The organism is Microbacterium sp. GCM10027623 (genome assembly GCF_042666935.1).
In the GTDB taxonomy this organism is placed as follows: domain Bacteria; phylum Actinomycetota; class Actinomycetes; order Actinomycetales; family Microbacteriaceae; genus Microbacterium.
Window position 1 is genome coordinate 878,056 of sequence record NZ_JBHTHE010000002.1, and the last position, 14,615, is coordinate 892,670.

Annotated in this window: 13 protein-coding genes; 8 read left to right on the forward strand and 5 right to left on the reverse strand. The window is 68.5% G+C overall.

Going from position 1 to position 14,615, the window contains the following annotated elements; all coding sequences use genetic code 11:
- Positions 1–27: 27 nt before the first annotated feature.
- The 3 genes from ACFQY2_RS11550 to tkt are packed head-to-tail and all read right to left on the reverse strand — an operon-like array spanning position 28 to position 4,834.
- The gene (locus tag ACFQY2_RS11550) at positions 28–1,632 is read right to left on the reverse strand and encodes a glucose-6-phosphate isomerase (protein WP_378745953.1); all 1,605 of its coding nucleotides are present in this window, start codon (positions 1,630–1,632) and stop codon (positions 28–30) included.
- Positions 1,629–2,741 (reverse strand): transaldolase, encoded by a 1,113-nt coding sequence (tal, locus tag ACFQY2_RS11555; RefSeq protein WP_378745955.1) that lies wholly within the window; start codon positions 2,739–2,741, stop codon positions 1,629–1,631. The genes ACFQY2_RS11550 and tal overlap by 4 nt, the downstream gene beginning before the upstream one ends.
- Positions 2,738–4,834, reverse strand: coding sequence for a transketolase (gene tkt, locus ACFQY2_RS11560; protein WP_378745956.1), 2,097 nt, complete (start codon positions 4,832–4,834; stop codon positions 2,738–2,740). Before tkt ends, tal begins: the two co-directional genes overlap by 4 nt.
- Before the next feature lie 271 nt (positions 4,835–5,105).
- Here tkt and ACFQY2_RS11565 point away from each other — a divergent pair, with 271 nt between their 5' ends.
- Positions 5,106–6,020 (forward strand): heme o synthase, encoded by a 915-nt coding sequence (locus ACFQY2_RS11565; protein ID WP_378746166.1) that lies wholly within the window; start codon positions 5,106–5,108, stop codon positions 6,018–6,020.
- A gap of 93 nt (positions 6,021–6,113) precedes the next feature.
- On the opposite strand, the gene ACFQY2_RS11570 is transcribed toward ACFQY2_RS11565, so the two are convergent.
- Positions 6,114–7,205 carry a heme A synthase gene (locus ACFQY2_RS11570; protein WP_378745957.1) on the reverse strand — a complete coding sequence of 364 codons (1,092 nt, stop codon included), beginning with the start codon at positions 7,203–7,205 and terminating at the stop codon, positions 6,114–6,116.
- Between the two features lie 233 nt (positions 7,206–7,438).
- On the opposite strand from ACFQY2_RS11570, the gene sufB reads away from it, so the two are divergent.
- From sufB to ACFQY2_RS11605, 7 genes are read left to right on the forward strand one after another with little or no spacing between them, the layout of a single operon-like run.
- Positions 7,439–8,857: a Fe-S cluster assembly protein SufB gene (sufB, locus tag ACFQY2_RS11575; RefSeq protein WP_378745958.1), complete on the forward strand. Its 1,419-nt coding sequence runs from the start codon at positions 7,439–7,441 to the stop codon at positions 8,855–8,857.
- A gap of 1 nt (position 8,858) precedes the next feature.
- Entirely contained in the window at positions 8,859–10,055 is a 1,197-nt protein-coding gene (gene sufD / locus ACFQY2_RS11580; protein ID WP_378745959.1) for a Fe-S cluster assembly protein SufD, read from the forward strand.
- The gene (locus ACFQY2_RS11585) at positions 10,052–10,378 is read left to right on the forward strand and encodes a non-heme iron oxygenase ferredoxin subunit (protein WP_378745960.1); all 327 of its coding nucleotides are present in this window, start codon (positions 10,052–10,054) and stop codon (positions 10,376–10,378) included. Before sufD ends, ACFQY2_RS11585 begins: the two co-directional genes overlap by 4 nt.
- Positions 10,379–11,149, forward strand: coding sequence for a Fe-S cluster assembly ATPase SufC (gene sufC / locus ACFQY2_RS11590; protein ID WP_378745961.1), 771 nt, complete (start codon positions 10,379–10,381; stop codon positions 11,147–11,149).
- A gap of 9 nt (positions 11,150–11,158) precedes the next feature.
- The gene (locus ACFQY2_RS11595; RefSeq protein WP_378745962.1) at positions 11,159–11,488 is read left to right on the forward strand and encodes a metal-sulfur cluster assembly factor; all 330 of its coding nucleotides are present in this window, start codon (positions 11,159–11,161) and stop codon (positions 11,486–11,488) included.
- Positions 11,489–11,507: 19 nt separating this feature from the next.
- Entirely contained in the window at positions 11,508–12,683 is a 1,176-nt protein-coding gene (locus ACFQY2_RS11600; protein WP_378745963.1) for a MalY/PatB family protein, read from the forward strand.
- Complete coding sequence (locus tag ACFQY2_RS11605; RefSeq protein ID WP_378745965.1) at positions 12,680–14,071, forward strand: MFS transporter; 1,392 nt, start codon at positions 12,680–12,682, stop codon at positions 14,069–14,071. Before ACFQY2_RS11600 ends, ACFQY2_RS11605 begins: the two co-directional genes overlap by 4 nt.
- Here the strand turns inward: ACFQY2_RS11605 and ACFQY2_RS11610 are convergent.
- Positions 14,046–14,600, reverse strand: coding sequence for a TetR family transcriptional regulator (locus tag ACFQY2_RS11610; protein ID WP_378745966.1), 555 nt, complete (start codon positions 14,598–14,600; stop codon positions 14,046–14,048). The genes ACFQY2_RS11605 and ACFQY2_RS11610 overlap by 26 nt on opposite strands.
- Between the last annotated feature and the right edge of the window lie 15 nt (positions 14,601–14,615).

Genomic DNA, 14,615 nt, shown 5'->3' on the forward strand with positions numbered 1-14,615 from the left:
GGGATATCTCCAGATCTTCCGGATGGTTCACTGCGCAGCAGTGAACAGGGTGAGGACGTCTTCGGCGGCATCCGTGATGGTCAGTGAGACGACGGGACGCCCGTGGTCGGCGAGGACGGCGGCATCGCCTGCCGCCTGGGCCTGGATGAGCTGTCCGAACGTGAAGGGTCGGCCCGGGATCTCGAGGTCGACGTCGGTGCGCTCGAGGATCTGCAGGAACACGCCCTGCGCGGGGCCGCCCTTGTGGAACTGCCCGGTGGAGTGCAGGAACCGAGGACCCCAGCCGAAGGTGGTCGGTCGAGCGGAATCCGCCGCGACCATCTCGCGGATGCCCTGCAGCTGGCCCAGCTCGAGACGATTGACATAGGCCTGGATCGAGACGTAGCCGTCGGCGGGCAGAGAAGCCCAGAGGGCGTCGAGAACGCCCTCGATCGATCCGGATGCGGCCAGCGCCGCATCGTTGACGCGCACCTCGATGCCGTCCTGCACGAAGGCGGGATCCGGCACGGCCGGGCGCGCGTCGAGAAGCCCTCGCGCGGCGGTCTTCGAGGCCTCGACATCCGGCTGGTCGAACGGATTGATGCCGAGCAGAAGCCCGATGACGGCCGTCGCGTGCTCCCACAGCAGGAACATCGCGCCGAGGCTGCCGCTGACGAGGACCTCGCCCGCGTGTCGATCGCGCAGATGGAATTCGCCGGCGTCCTCGACCAGACGCACGATCTGCAGATCGGACGGCCGGGCGTCGAGCTCGGGCGAGACGGGAAGCAGCACGACGGGGAGCAGGCCGGTGCCGTGCTTGCCGGTGGACTCTGCGATCAGCTGCTCGATCCAGTCGGGCAGGCCCTCGATGTGGGTGCCGTCCGATACGAGCCCCACCTTGTCGCGATGCGGCGTCGAGCCCGCGATGGCCGCGGCGAGCCGCAGGGCGGGGTTGTCAGGGGAGTCGATCGCGAACTCCAGCAGCGAGGCCTCCGCCTCGTCCAGGAGCTCGGCGATGTCGACGCCGGCCAGACCGGCCGGCACCAGGCCGTACGCGGTTAGCGCGGAGAAGCGGCCTCCCACGTTCGGGTCGGCGTGGAAGACCCGGTAGCCGGCTTCCGTCGCCGAGACATCCAGGGGCGAGCCGGGATCGGTGACGACGACGATGTGCTGCGCGGGGTCGATGCCGACATCGCTGAACGCGGCTTCGAACGCGCGGCGGTGGGAATCCGTCTCGATGGTGGTGCCGGACTTGGACGACACCACCAGCACGGTGCGGGAGAGATCGCCGTCGAGGGCGGAGAGCACCTGTGCGGGTGAGGTGGAGTCCAGAATGGTGAGGCCCACGCCCACCGTCCTGGCGATCACCTCGGGGGCGAGGGAGGACCCGCCCATACCGGACAGCACCACCCGGTCGACGCCCCGGGCGGACAGCTCGTCGCGCAACGCGAGGATCCGGGGGACGAGGGGTCGCGATACGGAGACCGCGTCCACCCATCCCAGGCGGACGGACGCCTCGGCCTCGGCGTCCGCCCCCCACAGGGTGGGATCGCCTGCGGTGACACGCGACGCCACGAGTCCGGCGACGAGGCGGGCGACCGTGTCATCCACCGCCGTCCTGGCCTCGTGCGCCACGTGCACCGAGACGGTCATCGCGCTTCTTCCAGCCCCTTGGTCACCTGAGCCAGCAGATCGTGCCAGGAGTCGATGAACTTCGAGACCCCTTCGTCCTCGAGCACCTGGGTGACGTCGTCGAAGTCCACGCCGACCGACTTGAGGCCCTCGAAGACCTCGCGGGCGGAGTCGTAGGTGCCGGTCACGGTGTCGCCGGTCACCGCGCCGTGATCGAACGTCGCTTCCAACGTCTTCTCGGGCATGGTGTTGACGACACCCGGGGCGACGAGCTCGGTCACGTAAAGCGTGTCGGGCAGCGCCGGGTCCTTGACCCCGGTCGAGGCCCACAGCGGGCGCTGCAGGGTCGCACCGGCGTCGAGCAGCGCCTTGGCGCGGTCGCCGGCGAACGACTTCTCGTACAGCTCGTACGCCAGACGGGCGTTGGCCAGACCCGCCTTGCTCCGGAGAGCCCTGGCCTCCTCGGTGCCGATCGCCTCCAGACGCTTGTCGGTCTCGGTGTCGACGCGCGACACGAAGAACGAGGCGACCGAGTGGATTGTCGACAGATCGATGCCGGCGGCCTTGGCCGTCTCCAGACCCGTCAGGTATGCGTCGATGACACCCGCGTAGCGCTCCAGGCTGAAGATCAGGGTGACGTTGACGCTGATGCCCGCGCCGATCGCCTGCGCGATGGCGGGAAGGCCGGCCTTGGTCGCCGGGATCTTGACGAGCAGGTTCTCGCGGTCGATGCGCTTCCACAGCTCCTTGGCCTGAGCGACCGTGCCGTCGGTGTCGTGCGCGAGATCGGGCGAGACCTCGATCGAGACGCGGCCGTCGACATGGTTCGAGGACTCCCACACCGGGCGGAACACGTCCAGGGCGTCGCGCACGTCCTGCGTGGTCGCCGCGAAGACGGCGTCCTCCGCGCTGGCGCCGGAAGCGGCGAGCTCCTGCACCTGCGCGTCGTAGGACGTGTCATCGGGGTTGGTGATCGCGTTGGCGAAGATGGTCGGGTTGGTGGTCACCCCGACGACGTTGCGCGAGTCGATGAGCTGCTTGAGGTTTCCCGTGGTGATGCGGGTGCGGGACAGGTCGTCGAGCCAGATGCTGACGCCGGCGGCCGAGAGGTCTTCGGTGGGGGTGCTCATGCGTTCTCCTTGATGCTGTCGCGTGCCGCCTCGACGACGGCCTCGGCGGTGATGCCGAACTTCTGGAACAGGGTCTTGTAGTCGGCGGAGGCGCCGAAGTGATCGATGCCGACCGACCGGCCCCGGTCGCCGACGATTCCGCGCCAGCTGAGCACCGAGCCCGCCTCGACCGAGACGCGCGCCGTGACGGCCTTGGGCAGCACCGACTCGCGGTACGCCTCGTCCTGCTCGGCGAACCACTCCAGCGACGGAGCCGACACCACACGGGCGTTCACACCCTCCGCAGCGAGCGTCTCGCGTGCGGCGACGGCCAGCTGCACCTCGGATCCGGTGGCCACCAGGATGACGTCCGGCTCGCCGTTCGGCGCCTCGGCGAGGACGTACGCGCCCTTCGCCGTGGCGGAGGCGGAGGCGAGGACGTCTCCGGACGCCTCGCCCTCGCCGCGCTCGAACACGGGGATGTTCTGGCGGGTCAGCGCGATGCCGACCGGACCGCCGTGACGGCGCAGGATCTCCAGCCAGGCGGCAGCCGTCTCGTTCGCATCCGCGGGACGCACGACGGTGAAGTTCGGGATGGCGCGCAGCGACGCCAGCTGCTCGATCGGCTGGTGGGTCGGACCGTCCTCGCCGAGGGCGACGGAGTCGTGGGTCCAGACGAACGTGCTGGGGATGTCCATCAGCGCGGCGAGGCGCACGGCGGGACGCATGTAGTCGCTGAAGATCAGGAACGTGCCCCCGTAGGCGCGTGTCGGTCCGTGCAGCGTGATGCCGTTGAGGATCGCGCCCATGGCGTGCTCGCGGATGCCGAAGTGCAGCACCCGTCCGTACGGGCTGCCCTTCCATTCGTGCGTCGACCACTCGGCCGGGATGAAGGAGGGGGCGCCGGCGATGGTGGTGTTGTTCGAGCCGGCGAGGTCGGCGGAGCCGCCCCAGAGCTCGGGAAGCTGCTCGGCGAGCGCGTTGAGGACCTTGCCGGATGCGGCGCGCGTGGACACCTCCGTGCCGCCCTCGAAGACGGGGAGCGCGTTCTCGATGTCGTCGGGCAGGGCGTGCGCCTCGAGGCGGTCCAGCAGCTTCTTGCGCTCCGGGTTGGCAGACGCCCACTCGTCGAATGCCTTCTGCCATTCGGCGCGCGCCTGCTGTGCGCGGGCTCCGAGCTGTCGGGTGTGCTCGATGACGGCGTCCTCGACGACGAAGGACTTCTCGGGGTCGAAGCCGAGCACCTTCTTGGTGGCGGCCACCTCCTCGGCGCCCAGTGCGCTGCCGTGCACCGATTCGGTGCCCGACTTGGTCGGTGCGGGCCAGCCGATGATCGTCTTCAGGATGATCAGGCTGGGCTTGGTCGTCTCGGCCTGGGCCTGGCGGATCGCGTCGTCCAGCTCGTGCATGTCCTCGACGTACTGGCCGGTGCGACGCCAATCGACTTCGAGCACCTGCCAGCCGTACGCCTCGTAGCGTGCGCGGACGTCCTCCGTGAACGCCACATCCGTGTCGCCCTCGATCGAGATCTGGTTGGAGTCGTAGAAGGCGATGAGGTTGCCGAGCTGCTGGTGCCCTGCCAGCGAGGACGCCTCGCTGGTGACGCCCTCCTGCAGGTCGCCGTCGCCGGCGATCACGTACACGCGGTGGTCGAAGGGGCTGGCTCCGGCGGGTGCCTCAGGATCGAAGAGGCCGCGCTCGTAGCGCGCCGCGTAGGCGAAGCCCACGGATGAGGCGAGGCCCTGTCCCAGCGGGCCGGTGGTGATCTCGACCCCCTTGGTGTGGTGGTACTCGGGGTGGCCCGGCGTGAGCGAGCCCCAGGTGCGCAGCGCCTCGAGGTCGCCGAGCTCGAGGCCGAAGCCGCCCAGATAGAGCTGGACGTACTGGGTGAGCGAGGAGTGGCCGACCGACAGGATGAAGCGGTCGCGGCCGAGCCAGTCGGTGTCGGCGGGATCGTGGCGCATCACGCGCTGATACAGCAGATAGGCCAGCGGTGCGAGGCTCATCGCCGTGCCGGGGTGACCGTTGCCGACCTTCTGAACGGCATCGGCCGCCAGGATTCGGGCGGTGTCCACCGCTCGTCGGTCGATCTCGTCCCACTGAAGTTCTGCCACGGTCATACTCCTTCTGACAACTGCGGAGGCGCCCGTATTCCTGCGCGGTCCGCGTCGTCACGGAGATGAGTGCACAGCGCCCGGGCGCGCGAGTGTTCTCAGCATACCCGCGTGCAAACAGGTCCTGCGGGTGGATTTCACGCAGTGACGGGGTGCATTTCCGATGCCGGGATGGTCCGTTGCGGGAGTCGATCGCGCGGTCCGCTGGCCGGGGTCCGGACGCTCTAGACTGGGAGGAGTGCCCACATCCGTTCAGAAGGAGGGGATCGCGATCTCTTCGACATCGCAGGCCGCCGAGACGACGTACTCGTTCGGTCAGAAGATCCGCGGATATTTCGCCCTCACCAAGCCCCGCGTGATGGAGCTGCTGCTCGTCTCCACCGTGCCGGTGATGTTCCTCGCGCACGGCGGCCTGCCGGATCTGTGGCTCGTCCTCGCGACGGTGCTCGGTGGTGCGATGAGCGCCGCGTCGGCGGCGTCGTTCAACATGTACCTGGATCGCGACATCGACGTGCACATGAAGCGCACGGAGAACCGGCCTCTGGTGACGGGGGAGGTGTCGCCGCGTGGTGCCCTGGTCTTCTCATGGGTGCTCGCGGTCGTGTCGACGATCTGGCTGCTCGCGTTCACGAACTGGCTGGCCGCGACCCTGTCCGCCATCGCCATCTTCTTCTACGTCGTGATCTACACGATGATCCTCAAGCGCCGTACAGAGCAGAACATCATCTGGGGCGGCATCGCCGGCTGCTTCCCGGTGCTCATCGGCTGGACAGCGGTGACCGGGTCCCTGGCCTGGCCGCCTATGGTGCTCTTCGTGCTCGTCTTCCTGTGGACGCCGCCGCATTACTGGCCGCTGTCGATGAAGTACAAGCACGACTACGACGACGTGGACGTGCCCATGCTGGGTGTCACGCGCTCCGCTTCGCAGGTCGGCCTGCAGGTCATCCTGTACGCCTGGGCCACTGTCGCCTGCTCGCTGCTGCTCGTTCCTGTCGCCCAGATGGGCGTGGTCTACATCGTCTCGTCTCTGGTGTTCGGCGGATGGTTCATCTACGAATCGCACCGTCTGTACAACCGCGCGGTGCATGGTGATGAGGCGCGTCCGATGCGCGTGTTCCACGCATCGATCACGTACCTCACGCTGATCTTCCTGGCCGTCGCGGTCGACCCGCTGCTGCCGTTCTGATCACTCCGGCCGGCCCGGTCTCTCGGGGCGGCTCACGGACGAACGCCCCGGTCCTCGCCGGGGCGTTCGTCCGTCGTGGCGCGAGAGCCCCGGTCAGTCCTCGGCGGCGGGCCGCTTCAGCGTGGTGACCATCACCGTGTAGGCCGCGGCCGAGAGCGAGGCGAGGACCATGTGGATCCCCACGAGGATCCCCGGCAGTCCGGTGCGCGCCTGCACCACGCCGACGGCGACCTGCACCAGGATCGCGACGATCAGGACCAGCAGCCAGGTGCGCGGAGGCAGGCGCAGCATCCACGCGGAGACGGCCAGGACGAGCACCAGCGCCGCGAGGATGTAGCCGGGCCATGAGTGCACGTGCGCCAGGATGGTGGCGTCGAAGCCCTCCCGCTTGATGCTCGCGTCACCGGAGTGCGGGCCGGATCCGGTGGTGAGCACGCCCACCAGGATCGTCACCGCGAGGGCGAGCCCCGTCACCTGCGTCAGTACCGTGAACCAGGCCGGGACGGCCGACACGCGGCGACCCGGCTGCATCCGCAACCGCACGAGGAACAGCGCCGTCACGCACACGAGGGTCAACGAGGACGCGTAGTGGAAGCCGACGATGAAGGGGTTCAGGTCGCTGATCACGGCGAACCCGCCGACGACGGCCTGCGCCATGACGCCGATCAGCACGACCCAGGCGAGCACGGCGAGATCCCGCCGGCGCACGGTCTGGCGCAGCGAGTCGAACGCGCCGAGCAGTACGGCGAGCAGCAGCGCGGCGGACATCAGCGCCGCGGCGGGCAGGTGCAGCGCCGAGGCCGCCGCATAGACGCCGATCGCCAGCACGATTCCGCCGACGGCGAACCACACCGCGCGCACGACGAGACGGCGACCACTGATGGCGTGCAGGGTGAGCATGAGCACCGCGAGGGCGAGTAGACCGACCAGGCCGGTCATCATGCGGTTGCCGAACTCGATGGCGCCGTGCAGCCCCTGGATCTCCAGGATGGGCACCAGCGATTCCGGCGTGCAGAGGGGCCATTCCGAGCAGCCCAGTCCCGACCCGGTCAGGCGCACCGCGCCTCCCGTGCCGATGATGAGCACCTCCGCCACGAACGACAGCCAGGCGAGCACGCGGAGCGGGCGGCCGAAGACGACGCCCTGCGGAGCCGCGGTCTGAGCGGGCGTGACGATTTCAGTCATGAGGCCTCCGGTCCGCCGGGACTCGGGCGGATACCGCCCGGCTCTCCGACGAAACCTGTAGAATCGGATCGTTGTGATGGGTGCGCTAAGCGCGGCGTCCATCAGTGACAGTTTAGGCGCGATGTGAGCGCCGATGATGGGGCCCACCAGCGGCATCCGATCTCCGAAGACTCGACGGAGGTCAGGTGTGTCGGGGCGGATGACACCGTTGAGGCCCATTTGAGGAGAGTGTGATGTCGGATGTGCTGATCGACCGCCCGGAATTGGACAGTCTGGGGGTGTACGAGTTCGGCTGGCACGATCCCGATGCCGCCGGAGCGAGCGCGACCCGCGGACTCAGCGAGAAGGTCGTGCGCGACATCTCCGCCCTCAAGGGTGAACCCGAGTGGATGCTCAAGAACCGTCTGAAGGGCCTGTCGCTCTTCGAACGCAAGCCCATGCCCACCTGGGGCGCCGACCTCAGCGGGATCGACTTCGACCACATCAAGTACTTCGTGCGCTCCACCGAGAAGCAGGCTCAGTCCTGGGAGGATCTGCCCGCAGAGATCCGCGAGACGTATGAGCGCCTCGGCATCCCCGAGGCCGAGCGCCAGCGTCTCGTCGCCGGCGTCGCCGCGCAGTACGAGTCCGAGGTGGTCTACCACCAGATCCGCGAGGACCTGGAGCAGCAGGGCGTCATCTTCATGGACACCGACACGGCGCTGCGCGAGCACCCCGAGTTCTTCGAGGAGTACTACGGCACAGTGATCCCCGCCGGCGACAACAAGTTCGCCGCGCTGAACACGGCGGTCTGGTCGGGCGGATCGTTCGTGTACGTCCCGAAGGGCGTGCACGTCGAGATCCCGCTGCAGGCCTACTTCCGGATCAACACCGAGAACATGGGGCAGTTCGAGCGGACCCTGATCATCGCCGACGAGGACAGCTACGTGCACTACATCGAGGGCTGCACGGCCCCGATCTACAAGTCGGACTCGCTGCACTCCGCCGTCGTCGAGATCATCGTGAAGAAGAACGCCCGCGTTCGGTACACCACGATCCAGAACTGGTCGAACAACGTCTACAACCTGGTCACCAAGCGCGCGGTCGCCCACGAGGGCGCGACCATGGAGTGGGTCGACGGCAACATCGGCTCCAAGGTGACGATGAAGTACCCGTCGATCTACCTCGTCGGCGAGCACGCCAAGGGCGAGACGCTCTCTGTCGCGTTCGCCGGTCCCGGTCAGCACCAGGACGCGGGCGCGAAGATGGTCCACCAGGCGCCCTACACCCAGTCCTCGATCGTCTCCAAGTCCATCGCGCGCGGTGGCGGACGATCCGGTTACCGCGGGGAGGTGAGGGTCGACCCCGGCGCGCATCACTCCTCCAACTCGGTCGTGTGCGACGCGCTGCTCGTGGACACGCAGTCACGGTCGGACACGTATCCCTCGATCGACATCCGCGTCGACGACGTGAAGCTCGGACATGAGGCCACGGTCTCGAAGGTCAGTGCGGAGCAGCTCTTCTACCTGCAGTCGCGCGGCATCGAGGAGACCGAGGCCATGGCGATGATCGTGCGCGGCTTCATCGAGCCGATCGCGCGTGAGCTGCCGATGGAATACGCGATGGAATTGAACAAGCTCATCGAGATGGGCATGGAAGGCAGTGTCGGCTGAGATGACGCCCTCTACCCAGGCGCCCGAAGCGGCGCCGCGAACAAGCACGCACATCGACCCCGCCGCGCAGGTGGCGAACGCCGGCTCCGTGCCGGTTCAGACCCGATCCGAGCGACCCCGGTCCTTCGATCCCGAAGACTTCGGAGTTCCGACCGGACGCGAGGTCAACTGGAAGCACACGCCAGTGGCGCAGCTGAAGTCGCTGTTCCAGACCGCTCCCGTGAACGAGGGCGTCGCCTACACGATGAGTCACGAGCAGTACCTCGCGCCGGCTCTGCCGTTCGGCTCCGCGCCGCGCGGCGAGTTCTTCCGTCCGGAAGACGTGGTCTCCGCCGTCGCCTGGCAGGGTGCCGCGGACGCGATGCACGTGCGCATCCCCGCCGAGGAGGAGGTCGCGGAGCCGATCGTGCTCCAGATCGACGGAGTCGGAGGGCGCGCGGATGCGCATCTGGTGATCGAGGCCGAGCGGCACAGCGCCGCCACGATCGTTCTGCGTCACACGGGCGCTGCCGAGTACGCGCAGAACCTCGAGATCATCGTCCGTGAAGGCGCCAAGCTCACGCTCATCAGCGTGCAGCAGTGGCAGGATGACGCCATCCATGCCGCGGCCCACCAGGCGCGGGTCGATCGCGACGCGGAGTTCACGCACTTCGTGGTCAGTTTCGGCGGGGGAGTCGTCCGGGTGAATCCGAACGTCGAGCTCGCCGGCACCGGCTCGCACGGCTACCTCTACGGCCTGTCCTTCGCGGACGCGGGTCAGCACCTCGAGAGCCAGGTGTACCTGCACCACAAGGGTGCGCAGACGACCGGCGACGTCCTGTACAAGGGCGCGCTGCGCGGTGCGAGCGCGCACAGCGTCTGGATCGGCGACGTGCTGATCGGACCGGATGCCACCGGAACCGACTCCTACGAGGCGAACCGCAACCTGGTGCTCACCGAGGGCGCGAGGGCCGATTCGATCCCGAACCTCGAGATCGAGACCGGCGACATCGCCGGAGCCGGTCACGCCAGCGCGACCGGGCGATTCGACGACGAGCAGCTGTTCTACCTGCAGTCCCGCGGGATCTCGGAGGCGGAGGCGCGCCGCCTGGTCGTGCTCGGCTTCCTCACCGAAGTCATTCAGCGCATCCGCATCCCCGCCCTGCAGCAGGAGCTGCTGGACGCCATCGAGGCGGAGCTGGTGGGGGTGACCGCATGAGCGCGCAGCGCGCATGCAGTGCCGCTGAGCTGGAGATGGACACGCCGCTGCGCGTGGAGCTCGACGGCGTCGCCATCGCCATCGTGAAGGACTCCGACGGCGAGATCCACGCGATCGGAGACCGCTGCACCCACGGGGATGTGTCCCTGTCCGAGGGATTCGTCGAGGGCAAGACGCTGGAATGCTGGGCGCACGGCTCGGCGTTCTCGCTCGAGTCCGGGATCCCCCTCAACCTCCCCGCCTACGAGCCCGTCCCCGTCTACGCCGTCGTGATCGACGGCGACGACGTGCTCATCGACCCCACTGTCATTAAGGAAGTCTGAATGTCTGTTCTCGAGATCCGCGACCTGCATGTGGAGGTCCAGACCGATCAGGGCGCATCGCCGATCCTCAACGGCATCGACCTGACCATCAACACCGGTGAGACCCACGCCATCATGGGCCCGAACGGCTCCGGCAAGTCCACCCTGGCGTACACGATCGCCGGTCACCCGAAGTACACCGTCACGCAGGGGAGCATCACCTTCGACGGCGAGGACGTGCTGTCGATGACCGTCGACGAGCGCGCTCGCGCGGGGCTCTTCCTCGCCATGCAGTACCCGGTGGAGATCCCCGGGGTCACCGTGACGAACTTCCTGCGCACCGCCAAGACAGCGCTGGACGGGGAGGCCCCTTCGATCCGTCAGTGGACCAAGGACGTCAAGGCGTCGATGACGAACCTGCGCATGGACTCGAAGTTCGCCCAGCGCAGCGTCAACGAGGGCTTCTCCGGCGGAGAGAAGAAGCGCCACGAGATCCTTCAGCTGGAGGTGCTCAAGCCCAAGTTCGCCGTGCTGGACGAGACCGACTCCGGCCTGGACGTGGACGCGCTGAAGATCGTCTCCGAGGGAGTCAACCGGGCCAAGGAGTCCACCAACCTCGGTGTTCTGCTCATCACGCACTACACGCGCATCCTGCGCTACATCCGTCCGCAGTTCGTGCACGTGATCGTCAAGGGCAAGATCGTGGAGGAGGGCGGCTCCGAGCTCGCCGACCGCCTCGAGGAGGAGGGCTACGACCGCTTCCTCGACCCCGCCGATCCCATCGAGGCGTAGGCTGAGGCCATGACCGCAACGCTGACCGATCAGAAGTACGAGGACGTCACCGAAGCGCTCAAGGACGTCATGGATCCCGAGCTCGGGATCAACATCGTCGACCTGGGGCTCATCTACGACCTCGCGTGGGACGACGAGAACGACGCCCTGGTGATCCACATGACGCTCACGAGCGCCGGCTGTCCCCTCACGGACGTGATCGAGGAGCAGACCGCGCAGGCGCTGGACTCCGTCGTGGAGCGCTTCCGGATCAACTGGGTGTGGATGCCGCCGTGGGGACCCGAGAAGATCACCGATGACGGGCGCGACATGATGCGCGCGCTCGGATTCGCCATCTGACGCCCCGCGGAACCACGACATGGTGACGCCGGTGCGGGCGCTGCCGCTCGCGCAATTGCGCGAGCGCAGCAGCGAGAAGTGGCGGGAGTATCCCGAGGACGTCCTGCCGCTGTTCGTCGCGGAGACGGACTTCCCGCTCGCGCCGGCGGTCGCCGCGGCACTCGAGCGCGCCGTCCGCACCGGCGACACCGGCTATGTGGCGTCCCGCACGCCGCTCGCCGCGGCCTATGCCGCCTTCGCCGAGCGCCGCTTCGGCTGGAGCGTCGATCCTCGCCGCATCCGGACCACAGCCGACGTGAGCATGGGGATCGTCGAGATCCTCCGGCGCGTCATCCGGCCGGGTGAGCGCGTCATCGTCAATCCCCCGATCTATCCGCCGTTCTTCGACCTGATTGAGGAAGCGGGCGGCGTCGCCGAGCGCATACCGCTGCGCGAGACCGGCGACGGCTGGCAGCTCGACCTGGAGGGCGTCAGGCGGGCGCTGGCCGGGGGAGCGCGGGCGGTGCTGCTCTGCAACCCGCACAATCCCACCGGCGCGGTGCATTCGGCGGAGGACCTGGACGCCTTGGCGCGCCTGGCCGAGGAGCACGGCGCGACGGTGATCTCCGACGAGATCCACGCACCGCTCACGCAGCCGGACGCCGTCTTCACGCCGTTCCTCGCCAGCGGTGAGGCCGCGCACCGCGTGGGGTACGCCGTCACCAGCGCGAGCAAGGCATTCAACCTGGCCGGGCTCAAGTGCGCGCTGATGATCACCGCATCCGACCAGACCGCGGCGGTGCTGCGCGCTCTGCCCATCGAGGTGGAATGGCGGACGGGGCAGTTCGGTCTGCTCGCGGCCGTCGCCGCCTTCTCTCCCGAGAGCGACGAGTGGCTGGACGGTCTGCTGGCGACACTCGACGAGAACAGACGCCTGCTGGCGGGGCTGCTCGCCGATCACCTCCCGGTGGCACGCTACCGGATGCCCGACGCCGGATACCTGGCCTGGGTGGACCTCACCGGCCTGGGCTGGGGCGCGAATCCTGCGAAGCAGATTCTGCGTCACGCCAGAGTCGCCCTGCACTTCGGCCCCGCCTTCGGCGCTGAGGGCGCGGGGCATGTGCGCATCAACTTCGGCACCAGCGCGGAGATCCTCACCGAGGCGATCGAACGGATCGCCCGGGCGCAGGACACCATCAGCGCGGCACAGGGGTGAGCTCCTCCGCTTCCGCGACGATCTGGGATCGACAGCGGCTCGGCATCACCGTCGGCACGGTCGTCCTGATCTTCCTCGCCGCGATCGAGGCGCTGGCGGTGACGACGGTGATGCCGGTCGTCGCCGCGGACCTGGGCGGTGAGGAGCTGTTCGCCGTGGCGTTCTCGGCGACGCTCGCCACCGGGGTGATCGGGATGGTCGCCGCCGGCGCCTGGAGTGATCGTTCGGGCCCACGGGCGCCGCTCTACACGGCGGTGGCGTTGTTCGCCGTAGGATTGATCGTGTCGGGGTTCGCCCTGGACATGCATGTCTTCATCGTCGGGCGGCTGGTCCAGGGCCTCGGCGCGGGCGGTCAGACCGTCGCCCTGTACGTCGTCGTGGCGCGGATCTACCCGCCTCGCCTGCACGGCCCCGTCTTCGCCGCGTACGCCGCGGCGTGGGTGGTGCCATCGATGATCGGACCGTTCCTCGCCGGTGCGGTGACCGAGTTCCTCCACTGGAGATGGGCGTTCCTTGGAGTCGCCGTACTCACCGCGGCAGCGTTCGGCCTGGTCGCCGCGCGACTGCGCGGCGTGTCGCTGGACGCCGACGCCGGAGAACAGGTGCAGGCCGGCGCGGAGGCACAGGTGATCGCTCGGCGAGGGGGCGTCGCCCTGCGGATGCTGCTCGCCGTCGTCGTCGCGACAGGTGCCGTCGTCGTCGGTCTGGCAGCCGACGCCCCTCCGGGCGTGGGCGGCCCCGTGGCGGCCGCTGCGACGGCGGTGATCGCGTTCGCGCTGCTGCCGCTGCTGCCGAAGGGCACGCTGCGGGCGGCATCCGGTCTGCCCAGCGTGATCCTCATGCGGGGGCTGGCCGCGGGTGCCTTCTTCGCCGCCGAGGCCTACGTGCCGAAGCTCCTGATCGACCGGTTCGAGTTCTCGCCGACGGTCGCGGGTCTGGCACTGACGCTCTCGGCTCTCGGGTGGTCGGGGGCTTCTGCCGTCCAGGGCCGCTACGGCGACCGGCTCGGCAGCACACGCATCGTGGCCATCGCGGTGCTGTTGCTGCTGGCAGGCATGGGCAGCGTGCTCCTCGTGAGCATCGTGTCGGCCGACCCCTGGGTGGTTGTGGTCGGGTGGGGGTTCGCCGGTGCGGGGATGGGACTGCTGTACCCGCGGTTGACGGTCCTCACGCTCGCCTACTCGACGACTGCGAACGAGGGCTTCAACTCCTCCGCGCTGTCGATCTCGGATTCGACGGGCTCGGCCGTGATGATCGCTCTGGCGGGACTCGGCTTCGTGCTCCTGCCTGTCGCCGGATCCGGCTACATCACGGTCTATCTCATCGCCATCGCGGCGCTGCTGATATCGCTGCTGCCCGGACTCAGGATGGGCGACGCCGGGCGCTGACCGACTCGAACGCGCGGAGCCCGGTCTGGAAGACCGCAGCGGACTGCGCGGTCGGGTCGGAACCGTCAGCGGCCACGGCGCCGATGCTGTGCGCGTGCATGCGCTGCTGGACGAGCATGACGTGGCCGAGGATGAACTCGAAGATCGCGTCCGCCGCGTGGGCGTGCTCCGGTGCGCCGCCCAGCGAGGCCAGTAGCGCATCCTGCGCGCGCCGGGCGCCCAGCCGCAGGGCGTAGGTGCTGAGAACCACCTCGGCGCCGTCGCGGTAGGCGAGCAGTGCGTCGCGGATGGAGGAGGCGGTGTGCATCAGCGGGATGCTCTCGTCGGGGTCGGGCACCGTGCGCAGGATGCGATCGGCGACGGCCGCGAGGAGCTCCTGTTTGCTGTCGAAGTGCCAGTACAGTGCGCTGGGCTGGACCTCGAGGTGGGTCGCCAGCCGGCGCATCGACAGGTCAGGCAGCCCGACGTCGTCGAGAAGGCGCACAGCGCAGTCGATGATGCTCTGACGGTCGTGCCGCACGGGGGTCATCGGGCCAGTATAGTG

What these genes read in the sequence shown, in the direction of transcription:
- ACFQY2_RS11550 (WP_378745953.1), bottom strand. Translation starts at nt 1,632, where the DNA reads ATGACCGTCTCGGTGCACGTGGCGCACGAGGCCAGGACGGCGGTGGAT.
- tal (WP_378745955.1), bottom strand. Translation starts at nt 2,741, where the DNA reads ATGAGCACCCCCACCGAAGACCTCTCGGCCGCCGGCGTCAGCATCTGG.
- ACFQY2_RS11570 (WP_378745957.1), bottom strand. Translation starts at nt 7,205, where the DNA reads ATGACTGAAATCGTCACGCCCGCTCAGACCGCGGCTCCGCAGGGCGTC.
- sufB (WP_378745958.1), top strand. Translation starts at nt 7,439, where the DNA reads ATGTCGGATGTGCTGATCGACCGCCCGGAATTGGACAGTCTGGGGGTG.
- sufD (WP_378745959.1), top strand. Translation starts at nt 8,859, where the DNA reads ATGACGCCCTCTACCCAGGCGCCCGAAGCGGCGCCGCGAACAAGCACG.
- ACFQY2_RS11585 (WP_378745960.1), top strand. Translation starts at nt 10,052, where the DNA reads ATGAGCGCGCAGCGCGCATGCAGTGCCGCTGAGCTGGAGATGGACACG.
- sufC (WP_378745961.1), top strand. Translation starts at nt 10,379, where the DNA reads ATGTCTGTTCTCGAGATCCGCGACCTGCATGTGGAGGTCCAGACCGAT.
- ACFQY2_RS11595 (WP_378745962.1), top strand. Translation starts at nt 11,159, where the DNA reads ATGACCGCAACGCTGACCGATCAGAAGTACGAGGACGTCACCGAAGCG.
- ACFQY2_RS11600 (WP_378745963.1), top strand. Translation starts at nt 11,508, where the DNA reads ATGGTGACGCCGGTGCGGGCGCTGCCGCTCGCGCAATTGCGCGAGCGC.
- ACFQY2_RS11610 (WP_378745966.1), bottom strand. Translation starts at nt 14,600, where the DNA reads ATGACCCCCGTGCGGCACGACCGTCAGAGCATCATCGACTGCGCTGTG.